At 66.7% G+C, this 16904-nt stretch carries 17 protein-coding genes; all 17 read right to left on the reverse strand.

All coding sequences use genetic code 11. From position 1 onward, the window contains the following. Window positions 1–738 (reverse strand): DUF881 domain-containing protein, encoded by a 738-nt coding sequence (locus N0A24_07035; protein ID MCS7173134.1) that lies wholly within the window; start codon window positions 736–738, stop codon window positions 1–3. A gap of 45 nt (window positions 739–783) precedes the next feature. Further along, window positions 784–1419, reverse strand: coding sequence for a V-type ATP synthase subunit D (locus tag N0A24_07040; GenBank protein ID MCS7173135.1), 636 nt, complete (start codon window positions 1417–1419; stop codon window positions 784–786). A gap of 46 nt (window positions 1420–1465) precedes the next feature. Then, window positions 1466–2881 (reverse strand): V-type ATP synthase subunit B, encoded by a 1416-nt coding sequence (locus tag N0A24_07045; GenBank protein ID MCS7173136.1) that lies wholly within the window; start codon window positions 2879–2881, stop codon window positions 1466–1468. Between the two features lie 12 nt (window positions 2882–2893). Next, window positions 2894–4642 carry a V-type ATP synthase subunit A gene (locus N0A24_07050; GenBank protein ID MCS7173137.1) on the reverse strand — a complete coding sequence of 583 codons (1749 nt, stop codon included), beginning with the start codon at window positions 4640–4642 and terminating at the stop codon, window positions 2894–2896. Window positions 4643–4660: 18 nt separating this feature from the next. Further along, the gene (locus N0A24_07055) at window positions 4661–4981 is read right to left on the reverse strand and encodes a V-type ATP synthase subunit F (GenBank protein MCS7173138.1); all 321 of its coding nucleotides are present in this window, start codon (window positions 4979–4981) and stop codon (window positions 4661–4663) included. Between the two features lie 6 nt (window positions 4982–4987). Next, on the reverse strand, window positions 4988–6016 hold the full coding sequence (locus tag N0A24_07060; GenBank protein MCS7173139.1) for a V-type ATPase subunit: 1029 nt from the start codon (window positions 6014–6016) through the stop codon (window positions 4988–4990). Window positions 6017–6022: 6 nt separating this feature from the next. Further along, window positions 6023–6604 carry a V-type proton ATPase subunit E gene (locus N0A24_07065; GenBank protein MCS7173140.1) on the reverse strand — a complete coding sequence of 194 codons (582 nt, stop codon included), beginning with the start codon at window positions 6602–6604 and terminating at the stop codon, window positions 6023–6025. Between the two features lies 1 nt (window position 6605). Then, the gene (locus N0A24_07070) at window positions 6606–6932 is read right to left on the reverse strand and encodes a F0F1 ATP synthase subunit C (protein MCS7173141.1); all 327 of its coding nucleotides are present in this window, start codon (window positions 6930–6932) and stop codon (window positions 6606–6608) included. Window positions 6933–6934: 2 nt separating this feature from the next. Next, entirely contained in the window at window positions 6935–8905 is a 1971-nt protein-coding gene (locus N0A24_07075; protein ID MCS7173142.1) for a hypothetical protein, read from the reverse strand. Window positions 8906–8911: 6 nt separating this feature from the next. Continuing rightward, window positions 8912–9247 carry a hypothetical protein gene (locus N0A24_07080; protein MCS7173143.1) on the reverse strand — a complete coding sequence of 112 codons (336 nt, stop codon included), beginning with the start codon at window positions 9245–9247 and terminating at the stop codon, window positions 8912–8914. 134 nt (window positions 9248–9381) lie between these two features. Beyond that, complete coding sequence (locus N0A24_07085) at window positions 9382–10836, reverse strand: NADH-quinone oxidoreductase subunit N (protein ID MCS7173144.1); 1455 nt, start codon at window positions 10834–10836, stop codon at window positions 9382–9384. Continuing rightward, entirely contained in the window at window positions 10833–12350 is a 1518-nt protein-coding gene (locus N0A24_07090) for an NADH-quinone oxidoreductase subunit M (protein MCS7173145.1), read from the reverse strand. The genes N0A24_07085 and N0A24_07090 overlap by 4 nt, the downstream gene beginning before the upstream one ends. A gap of 1 nt (window position 12351) precedes the next feature. After that, entirely contained in the window at window positions 12352–14424 is a 2073-nt protein-coding gene (nuoL, locus tag N0A24_07095) for an NADH-quinone oxidoreductase subunit L (GenBank protein ID MCS7173146.1), read from the reverse strand. 7 nt (window positions 14425–14431) lie between these two features. Further along, window positions 14432–14740, reverse strand: a complete 309-nt coding sequence (nuoK, locus tag N0A24_07100) for an NADH-quinone oxidoreductase subunit NuoK (GenBank protein MCS7173147.1) — start codon at window positions 14738–14740, stop codon at window positions 14432–14434. Beyond that, window positions 14737–15228: an NADH-quinone oxidoreductase subunit J gene (locus N0A24_07105; GenBank protein MCS7173148.1), complete on the reverse strand. Its 492-nt coding sequence runs from the start codon at window positions 15226–15228 to the stop codon at window positions 14737–14739. The genes nuoK and N0A24_07105 overlap by 4 nt, the downstream gene beginning before the upstream one ends. Before the next feature lie 2 nt (window positions 15229–15230). Continuing rightward, a complete protein-coding gene (gene nuoH / locus N0A24_07110) occupies window positions 15231–16214 on the reverse strand; it encodes an NADH-quinone oxidoreductase subunit NuoH (protein MCS7173149.1) in 984 nt (327 codons plus the stop codon). Beyond that, complete coding sequence (locus N0A24_07115; protein ID MCS7173150.1) at window positions 16214–16570, reverse strand: NADH-quinone oxidoreductase subunit A; 357 nt, start codon at window positions 16568–16570, stop codon at window positions 16214–16216. Before N0A24_07115 ends, nuoH begins: the two co-directional genes overlap by 1 nt. Window positions 16571–16904: the final 334 nt, after the last annotated feature.

A 16904-nucleotide genomic window follows, 5' to 3' on the forward strand; every position in this document is an offset into this window, starting at 1 on the left:
TCATCGTCCCCCCTCCCTCTCCGGCTTCGCGAACCGGAACTGGAAGCTCCCCCGGTAGGCGGGCAGCTCCAGTTCGTTCACCGCTTTCACCGTCACCGGGAACTCGAAGGCCAGCAACAACCCAAGCGGACCGTCGGGGGCCCGGAGGGCACCGAGGAGACGGCTGGGCTCTCCGATGGCGGCGATAACGTAGGGGGGTGCGAGCCGCTTCGTGTTGCAGAGGATGGTGGTCCCGACACAGCTCAGCCCCGTGGTGGGCGTCATCCGCTCGCCGTTCAGGGCCATGGCTTCCGCTCCGGCTGCCCACAGGGCTGCCATCACGGCATGGAGGTCCGTGTAGTGGATGAGGGCCAGATTCGGATCGTCTCCAGGCTGGAGAGCGCGAAGACTGTCCCGCAGCTCCACCACCACCCCGGGGCCCCGGACCGCCCGCACGCCGCTCAGGGCCTGCAGCTCTACCAGCCGCTGACGCATGGCCGCCAGCATGGCCCGGTCCCTGGCCGCGGCATCCGCGTAGCGCTCCAGCTGCTTGCGCAGCTGGACGATCTCCGTCTCCAGACGCTCCCGGTGGCGGGCCTGTTCCTGCAGGAGGAAGGCGAGCTCCTCCAGCCGCTGGGAGGGAATCCGTAGCCGCTGCCGGATGGTGTACTCCGCCCGCAGCTGCCAGGTGAACAGGAACCCCACGGCCAGAAGCACAACCCCTAGGGCGGCTTGGAGGGTTCCACCGGACGCACGCACACTTCTAGTATACGTCCGGCCGCCGGGTTCCACGAGGGGATTCGTTCAAGCCTGCCTTCCCTCCAGCTTCTTCTTGATCCGCTTGAGCCGGAACACATCCTCCCGGGCCCGCTGCTCCAGCACTTCGTTGATGTACCGGATCTCGGCCCGGATGCGGGGGATTACCACCTGCTCCAGGGCGTTCACCCGACGCGTGGTCTTCTTGATCTCCTCCCCGATCTTACGCAACCGCAGCTCCGTAGTGGCCACCTCCAGGATGGCGTCCAGGACCCGCTCGAAAGCCTCCGTACTCTCCAGGGTCCGCATGCTCACCGCGGTGGGGCTGAGCCCTCGTTCCAGGAAGGACCGGTGAACCCGCTGCACCCGAACCTCCGGCACCTTGATGCCCCAGATGTTCCGGATCTCGATGTCCACCAACGTCGGGCTGCGTTCCACCAGGGCCGCGGCCTCCAAGGCCTGACGCCCCTCCACCGCCTTCGCCAGGCTCAGGATGATGTATGCCTTCTCGCACGCGGCGTTCAGGCGATCCCGGGCCTCCAGGGCTTGCCGGACCACCCGGAAGAACTCCGCTACTAATGCATCCCGCTTGCGCTTGAGGAGGTCTACTCCCTGCAGGGCCACCCGCAGCTGATTCTTGCGCTGCAGGAGGTTCATCCGGGTAGGGCTTACGAGTTCCGGCATACTCTGCGCTCCTTTTGCTCAGCTCCCGCACTCCCGGGGTCCTGTGCTACAGCCGTTCCTCTTCCTCCCACAGCTGCCGAATCACCTCTCCGAAGTAGTACTTCTCCACGTGATCCTGCTTCACCCGCTTCAGTTCCTCCCGCGGGAACATGGAGAGGAGCTTCCAGCCCAGGTTAAGGGTCTCTGTGATGGATCGCTCCGTGTTGCCCTGGTTGAGGAACTCCCGCTCGAAGGCCTCCGCGAACCGCAGGTAGAGCCGATCCCGCTCCGTGAGGGCCTCCTCCCCGATGATGGCCACCAGGCGTCGCAGGTCCACGCCGTTCGCGTACACGGAGAAGAGCTGGTCCTTGAGTCCCGCGTGGTCCTCCCGGGTGCGGCCGGGGCCGATGCCGTCGTTCATCAGCCGCGAGAGGCTCGGCAGGGGGTTGATGGGGGGGTAGATCCCCTGGCGGTGCAGGGCCCGGCTCAAGACGATCTGCCCCTCCGTGATGTATCCCGTGAGGTCCGGAATGGGGTGCGTGATGTCGTCGTCCGGCATGGTGAGGATGGGGATCTGGGTCACGGATCCCTTGCGGCCCTGGATGCGGCCCGCGCGCTCGTAGATGGTGGCGAGGTCCGTGTACATATAGCCCGGATATCCGCGTCGGCCCGGGATCTCCTCCCGCGCGGCCCCGATCTCCCTGAGGCTCTCGCAGTAGTTCGTCATGTCCGTGAGGATAACGAGCACGTGCTTGTCCAGCTCGAAGGCAAGGTACTCCGCGGTGGTCAGCGCCAGCCGAGGGGTCATGAGGCGCTCGATGGTGGGGTCATCCGCCAGGTTCAGGAACACCACACTGCGGGACAACGCTCCCGTGGCCTCGAACTGCTCGATGAAGAAAGCGGCCTCCCGCTGGGTGATCCCCATGGCCGCGAACACCACCGCGAACTCCTCCGCCTCTCCCAGCACCTTGGCCTGCCGGGCGATCTGGGCCGCCAGCTCGTTGTGGGGCAGCCCCGCGCCGGAGAAGATGGGGAGCTTCTGGCCGCGCACCAAGGTGTTGAGGCCATCGATGCTGCTGATCCCCGTCTGGATGAACTCTTGAGGCCGCTGCCGGGCCGCGGGGTTGATGGGGGAGCCGATGATGGGCAGCCGCTTCTCCGGAATAATGGGCGGCAGCCCGTCGATGGGCTCCCCCCGGCCGTTAAACCGTCGGCCGATGATCTCCGGGCTCACCCCGAACCGGGCGACGTCCTCCCGGAGGCTCACGGAGGTGCGGGCCACGTCGAGGCCCGTGGTCTCCTCGAACACCTGGATCACCGCGTGCTGCTCGCTGACCTCGATCACCTGTCCCCCGCGGATGCGGCCGTCTGGCAGGTGGATGTTCACGATGGCCCCGTAGGCCAGGTCGCGGGCCCCCTCCACGAACAACAGAGGCCCGGAGATGTAGGAGATGGACTGATAGCGTTTGGTAGCCAGTTCCATGCCTCCCCCCTCCTAACTGGCCCGTACCGCGGCCCGCAGATCCTCCCGCAGCCGGCGCAGGAAGTCCTCGGTATAGGCGGGGAACCGATCGGCAGGCACCTCCTTCATCCGGGCGATCTCCTGAATGTGCGGGAGGTTCAGGATGTCGTCCATGGGCATGCCCCGGTGTAGGGCCGCGAGCGCCTCGTCGTAGAAGCTCAGGATCGCCTTCAGGATGCCGTACGACTTGATGGGCGGGCAGTAGGCGTCCACCTCGGAGAAGGCGGACTGCTGCAGGAAGTCCTCCCGCAGCATCTTGCCCGCCTCGATCACCAGCCGCTGGTCATCCTGCAGGGCGTCGGGGCCCACCAGCTGCACGATCTCCTGCAGCTCCGCCTCCTGCTGCAGGAGGGCGCTGGCGCGGTTGCGCAGCTCCCCGAAGTCCTCCGGAAGGTTGTGTCGGTACCACTCCCGGAACAGGGGGGTGTAGAGGCTGTAGGACCGCAGCCAGTGGATGGCGGGGAAGTGCCGCCGGTGGGCGAGGGAGGCATCGAGAGACCAGAAGGTCCCCACGATGCGCAGGGTGGCCTGGGTCACGGGCTCGGAGAGGTCGCCGCCCGGCGGGGAGACGGCACCGACCACGGTGATGGCCCCCCACCGTTCTGGACGGCCCAGACACACCACCCGGCCCGCCCGCTCGTAGAAGGCCGCAAGCCGGCTCGAAAGGTAGGGCGGGTACCCCTCCTCCGCGGGCATCTCTTCCAGGCGGCTGGAGATCTCCCGCATGGCTTCGGCCCAGCGGCTGGTGGAGTCTGCCATCAACGCCACCTTGTAGCCCTGGTCCCGCCAGTACTCCGCCATGGTGATGCCCGTGTACACGCTGGCCTCCCGGGCGGCCACGGGCATGTTGCTGGTGTTCGCGATGATGATGGTGCGCTCCATGAGGGGCCGGCCCGTGCGGGGGTCTTCCAGCTCCGGGAACTCGTCCAGCACATGGGTCATCTCGTTGCCCCGCTCCCCGCAGCCCACGTAGATGATCACATCCGCGTCCGCCCACTTGGCCAGGGTCTGCTGCATCACGGTCTTGCCGCTCCCAAATGGCCCCGGGATGGCCGCGGTCCCGCCCATGGCCACGGGGAACAGCACATCGATGATCCGCTGTCCGGTCACCAAGGGCTCCCGGGGATCCAGACGGCGCGCGACTGGACGGGCTAGGCGCACGGGCCAGGTGTGCATAAGACGCACTTCCAGACCGTTCTCCAGACGTGCCACCGCATCCATCACCGTGAACTCGCCCTCACGGATCTCCGCCACCCGGGAGGGCTTCGCATCCGGGGGCACCAGAATTCGATGTACCAGTCCGAACTCCTGGACCTCCCCGATCACGTCTCCCGGCCCCACCTCCTCCCCCACGGAGACCCGGGGACGGAAGGACCAGCGGCGGTTCCGGTCGAGGGCGGGAGCCACCGCCCCGCGCCGGATGAAGTCCCCCTGCTGCCGCCGGACCTCCGGGAGAGGCCGTTGGATCCCATCGTAGATGTTGCTCAGGAGCCCCGGCCCCAGCTCCACCGTCAGCGGCAGCCCCGTGCTCTCCACGGGCTCGCCCACATACAGGCCGCTGGTGTCCTCGTACACCTGGATGAAGGCGGTGTCCCCGCTGAGACGGATGATCTCTCCCACCAGCCTCTCCTTCCCAACCCGGACGATGTCGTACATCCGGGTCCCCCGCATACCCCGGGCGATCACCGCGGGTCCCGCGATTCGGATGATCTCTCCCTGGATGGCCACGGCTCTCCCTCCCTACCGCAACTTCACATAGAACCCGATGTGCTCCTTCACCAGGCGCGCGATGTACTCCTCCCCGGACTCCAGTCGCGCCCGGGGAGCCGGAAAGGGCACGAGCACGGGGAGGTCCCTCCCCCGCAGGGCCCGCCGGATCTCCTCCTCCGCTCCCTCGAGCAGGGCCTCGTTCACCGCCACGAGGCCGTAGTCCCCCCGGAGCACCTCCCGGAGGCCCCCCACCACCCCTTCAGGGGTTTCGGCCTCGAAGACCTCAGCCCCTGCCAGTCGGAAACCCGTGGCGGTCTCCGAGTCCGTGATCACAGCCACCCGGTACCGCATCTCCGGCTACACCAGGGCCATCTCCCGGCGGACCAGATCCCGGGGAATCCCCAGGGCCTTGCTCCGGGCGATGAGGCGCAGATTTCGGATCTCACTACTCAGCATGGTGAGGAATCCGATCACCACGTCAATTCCGAGCGGATCCCCCAGATAGAGCATGGCGAGCCGGCGGGTGCTCTCCTCCTCCAAGGAGCGCTCCACCTCACCCGCCGTCTGGCCCTCCGGGTGGATCCCCCGCCCGCGCAGCTCCCGCAGACCGAACTCCGCGGTCTGCGGATCCGCCAGGTTCAGGAACACCTCCCGGCTCACCACGCTTCCCCCGGGGAGGAAAAAGCGCTCCCGCTCCTCCCGGGAGAGTTCCCCAAGCTGCTGGAGCTTAAACGCGGTCTTCACGTTCGTGTAGTCGATCTGCATCCGGATCACATCCCGGACCAGCGTCTCATTGTGCCCCATGCCCCGGGCCGTGCGAAGGGCCCACTCGAAGTACCCCCGGTCCAGGTTCAGCTCCAGGCTCAGCAGATCCCGCGTGGACTCGTACTGCCGGATCGCCGCAAGCAGCGTCTCCGCCAGCGGGTGCTCCCAGGTGGCCAGGGTACCGGCCAGGGCCGCGAGGTCCGGCTGCGCCAGCAGTTCCCGGAGCCGGACCTCCGTGAGCTCCCCCGCGGGGATCAGGTTCTGTTCCGTCTCCTCCGGAGAATACCCCGCGTGCTTTGCCCGGAGGATGGTGCGCAGGTTGTGGAGATCCCACTGGATCAAAAACACCCGGATCAGGGCCCTGGCCCTCCCCTCTGAAAACCCCAGGATCTTCTGGGCAGTTTTCTGGAAGTTCCGCATCAAGGCCTCGTCCACCGCCCGCAAGCCCTGGTACCGGGTGAGGGCCTCCTGTAACTCAGGCCCGTAGGGCGTGTTGCTCAGAGCATGGATGAAGCTCTCCAGGTCCGCAAGCCCCAACAACTCCTCCAGGCGGCCGGGCGGCAGCAGCCGGGATCGCATGCCCTTCACCCGGGCGTTGATGTAGCCGAAGTCCTCCGGCACCCGTCCCTACCCTCCCCAGAGGATGTCCGCCACCTCCGAGAGCAGCAGCTGGCGTGCCCGCTCCAGGCGCGAAAGAAGGGTGTTCTCCACCACGAAGCGGCCGTCCGTGCTGCGGACCCGCACACCTCCCCATAGCTCCGGACTCGGCCGCACTTCCGCCTCCAGGCCCAGGGTCTGTACCGCGGCCTGGACGAGGGGGAGGTCCCGCTCCGCGCACTCCACCACCACCCGGTCCCGGAACCCTGCCACCGCCTCCTGGAGGAGCCCCCGGAGGACCGGCTCGTAGCGAGCGGGATCCTGGCTCAGACGCTCCAACTCCTGCCGGGCCCGCCGGAAGACCTCCTCGATCTGCTCGTCCTTTGCCGCGAGCACCAGGGACGTGGCCTGCAACTGTGCCACGCCCCGCGCCCGGGTGCGGGCTGCCTCCAGCTCCGCGTCCACCCGTCGGCGATGGGCCTCCAGGAGGTTCGCAGCTTCTGCCTCCGCCTGCTGGAGGAGATCCCGCGCTCGCTGGCGCGCCTCCTCCAGCAGGCGTTCCCGTTCCGCCTGGGCCTCCCGCTCGAGCAGGCTGATGAGCTCCGAGCTCATCTTAGATGCGCCCGATGAGGAAGAAGGCCACCAGGAACCCGAGGATGATCATGGTCTCCGGCAGGGCTAGGAACACCAGCATGAGGCCTCCGATCTCCGGACGCTCCGCCATCGCTCCGGCCGCGGCGGCACCGATGCGGGATTGCGCCCACGCGGTGCCCAGCGCCCCGAAGGCCACCGCGAGGGCGGCCGCAATCCCCAGCAGCCCTGCACGGGCCCCGTCTCCAGCAGGTCGGGCCTCCGGTGCCTCCGCGGCGAGGGCGGGCATGGCCACCGCCCCGATCAGGGCGAGACCGAGGAGAAGCCAGAGTACAGCGCGCATGCGCATACTCACCTCCCTGTGCGTTGAAATGGCCGGTAGGGTTCCCCGGCTTCCTCGTGGTACTTCACCTTCGTGAAGAACTCCACCCAGTGCAGACGCGCGGGCTGAATCACGTGCCCCACAATGGTAAACACGAAGAACAGGACTTGGGCAAGAGCGGAAATCAACGAGCCCACCACGACACCCACAACCCCCCGCGCTCCGAAGGTCTCCGCCATGCTGGGCCCCAGCTCGTTGGCGGCGCTCGCGAGAGCCGCCGCCGCGAGACCGAAGGCCATGAGCCGGGCATGGGAGAGGATGTGCCCGAAAGCGGTGGCAGACTCCAGGAACCACATGGGGTTCGCGGCCCGGAAGGCCAGTCCCAGCGCGAAGACCACCAGCCCCGCCCAGAGGAAGTACCAACTGAGGGAGATCACGGCCGCGGGCAGCATCCCCGACATACCGCCCAGGAGCAACAGCACCCACGTGAGGACCAGGATCATCACCGCGCTCTCGAAAATACCCCGGAGGTGGCGGTGTCGGACGGCCATCCCCAGGTGTCCCAAGAGACCCCCGTAGATCATGAGCATCCCCAGGAGCACGATGAGCTGGAAGTAGAGGTCCCGATGCGCGTGGACCCGATCGAAAATGGGGCGCAGGTGAAACAGCAGCTCCGGAAGGTTGCCGAACACCTCCGCGTACAGGACCCCGAAGACCATGACCCAGAAGGCCACCACCCGCACGATCCAGGAGACCGCCCCTAGGATCTCCGGATGCATCCGGATGTTCAGAAGGGGGATCTCCAGGCCTTCCCCCCGGCGTGCCCGGTTACGCAGTGTCCAGCCGAGCAGGAAAAACAAAGCCCCGTATCCCACATCTCCGATCACCAAGCCTACGAACAGGGGGAATGTCAGGGCCAGCAGGGGCGTGGGATCCCAGGTTCCATACCTGGGAGGCCGGAAAATGGAGAGCAGCAGCTGGAAGGGCCGGATGGGCGCGGGGTTCTCCAGCGCCACCGGGATGTGGGCTGCCTCCTCCTCGTCGTGGGGGTCCGCGGGCGTGTCGTAGACCACCACCTGGTCCCCGAAAGCCCGGCGCACGGCGGCCCGCAGCCTCGGGACCTCTCGGGTGGGCACCCACCCCTGCACGATGAAGGTGTAGCGGGACTGAGCGAAGGCGGGTAGAACCTGAAGCTTGGCAAGCTCGTCCCGGAGGTAGGCCGCGATGGCCTGCACCGTTCCCCGGTGCTCCCGGCTCAGGGCTTCCAGCTGACCCTTCAGGTTCTCGATCTCCCGGGGCAATTCCTCCCGCCGCCGTTCCATCTCCTGGACCGCCTCCAGAGCAGGACGATCCGCGAACCGGGCGGGCAGGCGCAACTCCGTGATGCCCGCCCGCTGGAGTAGGGATCGCACCCCATCCCCATCCCGCCGGTGGAAGGCCACCACCACCCCCGTGGTCTGCTCGTCGATCTGACGGGCCACCACCTCCACCCGCCCTTCGGTGAGCCGTCGCAGCTCCTGCTGGAGCCCCGCGACCACGGGGGTCGCCTTCCCCTTCAGGACAAACCCGTAGGTCTCGAAGTGCCGGCTCCCCTGCAGGGCCCCGAGAAGCGGGGAGAGGACCCGAAGCGCGTTCTCATAGGCCCGGATGAGCTCCAGCTCCTCCTCCGCCTCCAGACGCTTCCGGACCAGCTCCCGGGCCGGCTGCTCGATAGACTCCAGGATGGCCGCCAGCTCCTCCAGGGAGCGCGTTCCCAGGTCCGGAATGGGGGTGGGCCCGGTCCGGGGGAGGAGGTTCAACAGACCCGTGGTGCGGGCGAGCAGGGCTTCCAACCGGCGCTGTTCCTCCTCGCTTCCGGGCTCCACGGGGCGGACCGCGGGGACCTCCTCTGCCTCCACCCGGTCCACATGTACCACCCCGAGGCGCTGCACCACATCCGTGACTTCCCCGAGCAGCCGCTTAGGGCCCAGGAGGAGCACCCGGCTCATTTCCACGATCATCGGTCCTTACCCCCGGAGGACCGCCTCCACCACGCGTCGAACGGCCTCGTCCATCCGCTGCTGGGCCTGGACGCGGAGGCGCTCCGCTTCCTCCCGGGCCCGCTCCAGGGCCCACTCCCGGGCGGCCCGGCCCTCCGCCTCCGCCCGTTCCCGGGCCTCCCGCTCCAACCGGGCGATCTCCTGCTGGGCCCGCTCCCGAATGCGGGCTGCCTCCGCTTCCGCCTCCACCACCATGCGCTCCGCCTCCGCCCTGGCCTCCGCGACCAGGCGCTCCAGTTCCTGCTCCTTTTTCGCGATCACGAGCAGGATGTTGTCCTGTTTGGCGTCCCGTTCGTGCGCCATTCTCGGACCCCGAACCCGAACTTCTAGACGAGAAGCGGGGCCCGCATCCCCACCAAGGACGCGAACCACCGCTTCGCCTCCCTCATGCTAGCACACCCTGCGCCTGCGGCACGCAAGAATTCCCTTCCCGGGGTTTAAAATCCCGCCAGCAGACGCTGAGCGGATTGGATGAGGGTGACGAACGGCTGGGGGACCACCCCGAGCGCCAGGGTCCCCAGGGCGGTGAGGGCCAGGGCCCAGCCTGTGCCCGCGGGAACCGGGACGGAGACCTCCCGGACAGGGGGCATCAGATACAGGGCCCGGATCACGCCCACGTAGTAGTACAAGGAGACCACGCTGTTGAGCACGCCGACCCCCGCGAGCCACAACAGACCCGCGTCCACGGCCGCGGAGAAGAGGTAGTACTTGCCGAAAAATCCCGCGGTGGGAGGAATACCGGTAAGGGAGAGCATAAAGAGGGCCATGGCCAGGGCCACCCCGGGCGCCCGCTGGCTGAGCCCCGCGAAGTCCGGAATCTCGTCCGAGCCCGTACTCCAGGAGGCCACCATGGCCGCGAAGAAGGCCCCCAGGTTCGTGAAGAGGTAGGCACCCACGTATACGAGCAGGGCCGGACGCGCCCACGCGGACGGCGCGGCCGCCACCGCCATGAGCATGAACCCCGCGTGGGAGATGCTGGAGTATGCCAGCATCCGCTTAATGTTCCGCTGGGGCAGGGCGAGGAGGTTGCCCACCGTCATGCTCAGAGCGCTCAGCACCGCGATCAGCAGTCTCCAGTCGATGGTCTCAGGCGGTACCGCCACCAGCAGGGTACGCAACAGTGCCGCGAATCCCGCGGCCTTGGGGCCCACGGAGAGGTACGCGCTGATCGGGGTGGGAGCTCCCTCGTACACGTCCGGTGTCCATTGGTGGAAGGGAACCATGGAGATCTTGAACCCGAACCCCGCCAAGGCCATTCCCATGCCCAGGATGCCCACGGGACCCATCTGTCCGACCTTGCCCGCGATGTCGTGGAGGACCGTGGTGCCTGTGGCCCCGTACAGCAGGGAAAAACCGTAGGCCATGATCCCCGTGGTGGCCGCGCCATACAGGAAGTACTTCACCCCTGCCTCATTGCTCTTCGGGCTGCCCTTGAGGTAGCCCGCCAGGAGGTAACTGGTGAGGGAGACGAACTCGATACTCAGCAGCAGGGTGATCAGCTCGCTGCTGGAGGCCATGAGCATGAGGCCCAGGCAGGTGAAGACCAACATCACGGTTGCCTCGCCCGTGTACGCCGTATAGCGGGGGAAGAAATCCATCCCCACCAGGATCACCAGGGCCGTGGCCAGCACGGCCACCAGCTTGAAGTAAACCCCGAAGTGATCCACCGTGTACGTGTCCGAGAGGATCCGGACGCCGGCCTCGCCAAGGCCTTCCAGGTCCCGCAGCAGAAGGGCCAGGTTCACGCCGGCCACCCCCAGCCCCAGGATCCCGAGGCCGCCCACCACGGACTTGCGCTCCTGCGGAAGGAAAAGGTCCACCACCAGCAACAAGAGGGCCAAGCCCCCAACGAGGGTCTCCGGCAGCAGCCAGCGCAGGTCCGCCACGTTCATCTCACCAACCCCACCAGCTGCATCACCTGCGTGGTGCTGAGGTTGATGAATTCCACAAGCGGCCTAGGGTATACTCCGAACACGATCATGAGGACCACCAGGGGCACCAGGGCCCAGGCTTCCCGGCGGTCCAGGTCCGGCAGGTTTCCCCACCGGGGGTTCGGGGGGCCCAGGAAGATGCGCTGAATGGTCCACAGGAAGAAGGCGGCGGTGACGATGATGCCCACCGCCGCAATGGCGGTGTGCACGGGCAGGATGGCAAAGGAACCCACAAAGATCAAGAACTCCGCCACGAACCCCATGAGCCCCGGGAGCCCCAGGGAGGCGAACATGGCGGTGATGGTCACCGCTCCGTACTTCGGCAGCACCGCCCACAGCCCGCCGAAATCCTCCACCCCACGGGTGTGGGTCCGATAGTCGTAGAGGACACCGACGATGAGGAACAGAGCCCCTGTGATAACCCCGTGGGCCAGCATCTCCAGCACCGCGCCGTTCAGGGCCGTGGCCGCGGGCCCCGCCAGCTCCGGCTTCCCTCGCGCCGCGGCCGCGGCGGCCACCGCCAGCATCACGTATCCCATGTGGTTCACGGAGGAGTAGGCCACCAGCTTCTTGAGGTCCTGCTGTGCCATGGCCACCAGCGCCCCGTAGATGATCCCGATGAGGGCCAGGACCGCGATGAGGGAGGCGTGCTGCTGGAAGACCTCCGGGAAGAGGGGGAGGCTGAAGCGTACGAATCCGTAGGTTCCCAGCTTCAGCAGGATGGCGGCCAGGATCACGGATCCCGCCGTAGGCGCCTCCACATGGGCATCCGGCAGCCAGGTGTGGAAGGGCCACATGGGCACCTTGATTGCGAAGGACAGAAAGAACCCCCAGAAGGCGAGCTGCGTCACCAGGCCCGTTCCCGAAAGCGGCCGGATCTCCAGGATCCGCAGCACGTCGAAGGTCCGTTCCCCGGGCGGCAGGTGGAAGTACAGGAGCAGGATGGCCAGCAGCATGGCGAGGGAGCCCACCAGGGTGTACAGGAAGAACTTGATGGCCGCGTACTCCCGGCGGGGTCCCCCCCAGATCCCGATGAGGAAGTACATGGGCACCAGGGTGAGTTCCCAGAACACATAGAACAGGAAGAAATCCAGGGCAAAGAACACGCCCAACATGCCCGTTTCCAGCAGCAGGAACAGCAGGTTGTACTCCTTCACCCGCTCCTCCACCCGCAGGGAGTAGACCACGGAGAGAAGGGTGAGGAGGGTGGTGAGGATGGCCAGGGCGAGGCTCATGCTGTCCACCCCCACCTTGTACTGGACGCCGATGGCGGGGATCCAGGCCGCCTGCTCGAGGAGCTGGATCTCCCGCCGTCCGAAGTCGAAATACGACAGGATGGCCAGAGAGCTCAGGAACGTGAGCCCCGCGAACCCTAGCGTCACCCTCCGGATGCGGTGCGGGTCATGCGGAGGCAGGAACAGCACCACGAGGGTTCCCAGGAGCGGCAGAAAAAGGGTCACGGTGAGAATCGGCATGTCACAACCTCCACAGGGTCCATACCACGATGAGCACCACCCCCAGGGTGGCCAGGAGGATGTAGTTGTAGGCTCGCCCCGTCTGGATGTAGCGCAGGACCGAGCCCAGCCATCGGGTCACAATCCCCACGAGGTTGACGAGGCCGTCTACCACGTACGTGTCGATCACCCGGTCGACCCGAGCGATCAGCACCGTGAGGTAGCCCACCGCGTTGACGATCCCGTCCACCACGTAGGTATCGAAGGCACGCAGCAGCCGGGCCAGGGCCAGCCCCCCCTGCACGAACAGCCAGCCGTAGAACGCGTCGAAGTACATCCGATCCCGCAGGAAGGCAACCAGCCACGGCATCCAGTCCCGTACCTGTTCGCTGTACCTCCTCCGCCCCCCATACATCCCCCAGGCCACCAGGATGCCCGCCAGGGCCACGCCCAGCCCCCGCAGGGCCACGGCCCAGGAGAAACCCGGTGCGTGGATCTCCGCCTCCCGGAACCCTTCGAACTCGATGAAGCGATGGAACCAGGACCCGCCCTCCGGTCCCGTGCCGGGAGCTCCCACAAACCCCACCCCCGCAGAGAAGGCCGCGAGCACCACGAGGGGCACGGTCATCACGGGCGGGCTCTCGTGCGGGACGGTGGCGTGCGAACCATGCCCGTGGTGAGGACCCCGCACTCCGGCCCGGACGTAGTCCTCCTCCAGCCAGGGATCCGGCTCCGGGTGCGCGGGGCCCCGGAAGGAACCGAAGAAGGCGTAGGCCACCAGCCGCGTCATGTAGAAGGCGGTGAGGAAGGAGGCCACGGTGAGCACCCAGTACACCGCGGGGTTGTGGTGGTACGCTTCCAGCAGGATCTCATCCTTGCTCCAGAATCCCGCGAACGGAAAGATTCCAGCCAGCGCCAGGTATCCGATGAGGAAGGTCCCGAAGGTGACGGGCATCTTCCGCCACAGTCCACCCATCTCCTTGATGTTGTTCGTACGCACCGCGTGGATCACGCTTCCTGCCCCCAGGAACAGCAACGCCTTGAAGAAGGCATGGGTGAGGAGATGGAAGAAGCCCGCGGTGTACCCCAAGACCCCCAGTCCCGCCATCATGAAGCCCAGCTGGCTGATGGTGGAGTACGCGAGGATACGCTTGATGTCGTCCTGGGCCACCGCCATGAGGGCAGCCAGAAGGGCCGTGATCGCCCCAACCCACGCCACCGCCTCCAGAGCCACGTGGCCCGGGGTGTAGAAGAACAGGGGGTAGGTGCGGGCCACCAGGTATACCCCCGCGGCCACCATGGTGGCCGCGTGGATGAGGGCGGAAACGGGAGTGGGCCCCTCCATGGCGTCCGGCAGCCACACGTGCAGGGGCACCTGGCCGCTCTTCCCCACCGACCCCCCGAAGATCAACAGGGCTCCCAGGACCGCCAGGGGCACAGGCAGGCCGAAGAGGGTAACCGCCGCGGGGGACCAGGCCTTGCCGTGGGCCAGGGCCTCGAAGATCTCCTGGTAGTCCACGGTACCGAACTGAGCGAAGAGCAGCATGATCCCCACCAGCATGAAGGTGTCCCCCACCCGGGTGGTGAGGAAGGCCTTCATCTGTGCCATGTTGGCGGACCGACGTCGGAAGTAGAAGCCGATGAGGAGGTAGGAGCACAGTCCGATGATCTCCCAGCCCAGGAGGAGCACCAGGAAGCTATTGGCGAGGACCGTGGTGAGCATCCCCGCGCAGAAAAGGCTGAGGAAGGCGAAGAACCGGCTGTAGTAAGGGTCCCCTCGCATATATCCGATGGAGTAGAGGAAGATGAGGGTGCCCACCACCGTGACCATCAGGGCCATGGTGGCGGACAGACGATCCACGGTGTACCCGGCGGTGATCACCCGGTCGCCCCCTACCGCCCACACGGTCCGCCACACGTATGGATCCACCCCGCGGAGCTGCTCCAGGAACACGGCCAGGGCCGTCAGGGTCGCCAGGAGCATGGCACCCACCGCCACCAGGGGAGACCGGTCCCCGAGCCTACGCCCCCACGCGATGAGGATTCCGTATCCGGCGAGGGGGAAGAGCGGGATGAGCCAGGCCCAGGCCCCCATGATCCTCCTACCACTTCATAAGGTTGATCTCGTCCACCTGCACGGTCTCCAGGTGCCGGTAGGCACTGATCACCAGCGCCAGTCCCACCGCCGCCTCGCACGCGGCCAGGGTGATGACGATAAGGGCCGCGATGTGTCCCCGCACCAGCTCCGGAGAGACGAACTTGGTGAAGGCCACGAAGTTGATGTTGGCCGCATTCAACATGAGCTCGATCCCCATGAGGATGGCCACCGCGTTACGCCGCGTCAGCACCGCAAACAGGCCCGCGGCGAACAGGAGGGCACCGGAGACAAGGTAATGTCCGAGTCCGATCATTCCTCCCTGCGTGCAACGACGATGGCTCCCACCAGACACGCCACGATCAGCAAAGACGTTGCCTCAAAGGGCAGCACGTACGCGGTGAGAAAGCTCTGACCCACGGCCCCCGGATTGTATTCGGGGAGGGATCCCTGAGCCTGGGGCCAGGGGGCTTGGGTGAGCACCGTCACGAGCAGCGCCGCCAGGGCGAGGCAGGCGATGGCCCCCAGGGGCACCTGCTCGTTCCGGGGGCGAACCCGTACGCCCGTGGCGCCCTCCGTGAGCAGGATCACGAACAGGATGAGCACAGTGATGGCACCCGCGTAGATGAGGATCTGGATGGCGGCCACGAACTCCGCGCCCAGCAAGATGTAGTAGCCCGCGATCGCCAGGAGCACAGGAACCAGGGAGACCGCGGCGTGCACCATGTTTCGGGACAGCACCACCACCAGGGAAGCACCCAGGGCTACCGCGGTGAGTCCGTAGAAGGCTACGGCTTCCGCCATCTTCACCCGCTCCCCGCTACCAGCAATCCCACCAGGAGTAGGTTCGCGAGGCTCAGCGGCAACAGCAACTTCCACGAGACGTTCAGCAGTTGGTCAATGCGGAAGCGCGGATACGTCCACCGAACCCACATGAAGAAGAACACCACCGCATAGGTCTTTAGCAGAAACCAGAAGATCCCGTCCACCACGGGGCCCACGAGTGGCAGTTCAAACGGCCCCCGCCAGCCCCCCAGGAACAGGGTCACAAAGAGGGCGGAGGTGGCGAACAGGGACCCATATTCCCCCAGCTGGAATAGGGCAAACCGGAGGGGGGAGTACTCGGAGAAGTATCCCGCCACCAGCTCCGATTCCGCCTCCGGCAGGTCGAAGGGGATGCGGTTGCTTTCCGCGGTGGCGGCCACCAGGAACACGAGGCCCGCCACGATAACGGAGGGATACGTGTACCAGGGATACGGTTGCGCTTCCACGATGCGGACCGTGGAGAGGGTCCCTGCGATGGCGGCCACCGTGAGGATGGCAAAACCCAGGGGGAGCTCGTAGGAAACCATCTGGGCGGCGGACCGCAATCCCCCCAGCAGGGCGTACTTGTTGTTGGAGGCCCACCCCGCGGTGAGAATCCCCACCACCTCCAGGGAGAGGACCGCGGCGAAGTACAGGACCCCCACCCCCAGGTCCCGCACGATGACGCCCGGGCCCCAGGGGAGCACCACGTAGCTCAGGAGGGCCGCCACCGCCACCACCACGGGCGCGAGAGCGAACATCAGGCGATCCGCGCCCGCGGGCAGGATGTGCTCTTTCTGGAGCAGCTTCAGGAGGTCCGCCAAGGTCTGTAGGGTCCCGTACGGCCCCACGTGGCGAGGTCCGATGCGAGCCTGGACCCAGGCGCTCACCTTCCGTTCCATAAGAACCAGGAAGAGCGCCACGCCCACGGCGACGAAGGTGAAGACGATTACCACGGACAGGACGATCCGGATCGCCTCGGCCATCACGCCCACTCCAGGGCTCCCTTCCGCCACGCATACGCGAGCCCCACCGCGAGGACGACGAGGAAGAGCAGCATCTCCACGAAGGCCAGGGGCCCCAGCTGCCGGAGAACCACGGTCCAGGGGTAGATGAAAATCACCTCGATGTCGAAGAGGAGAAACACCAGGCCGTACAGGTAGTAGCGCACGTGGAACTGGGCCCACGCGCTGCCGAAGGGGATTACACCCGATTCATAGGTTAATCGCTTCTGGGGGTACGAACTGCGGGGGGCCAGCAACCACACCACGGCAAACGGCAGTGCCGCCAGGAGGCTACCCAGAAGCGCGAAGGCCGCCACATATGCCCAGTCTAACGGCACTTCCCTCACCTCGTATCACTCCGTCCAGGGGACCAGGAGATCTGGCCCGCCATGGCTCCCGTACCGTCGGTTTCCCGCCTCGGATGGAACCCCTTACACCGCGGCAGCGAGTGCCGGAACCATCATCCGGTGGGCAATCCGGTCCTGACGGTCCAGGCGCATCATAGGGCTCCCCTTCTCCCCATGTCAAGCAAGTGTCCGGGTTCACCACATGTGAGACAGCCTGGAGGCGGGGTGCCACCTCCGGGCGGATCCCCCGCCTCTGGCACTCCGCCTCAAACTCCGCCCCAAACTCCCTGCCCCCATCCACCTGTAACGCTCCACCACGTCCCAA

The organism is Armatimonadota bacterium (genome assembly GCA_025059775.1).
GTDB lineage: Bacteria > Sysuimicrobiota > Sysuimicrobiia > Sysuimicrobiales > Sysuimicrobiaceae > Sysuimicrobium.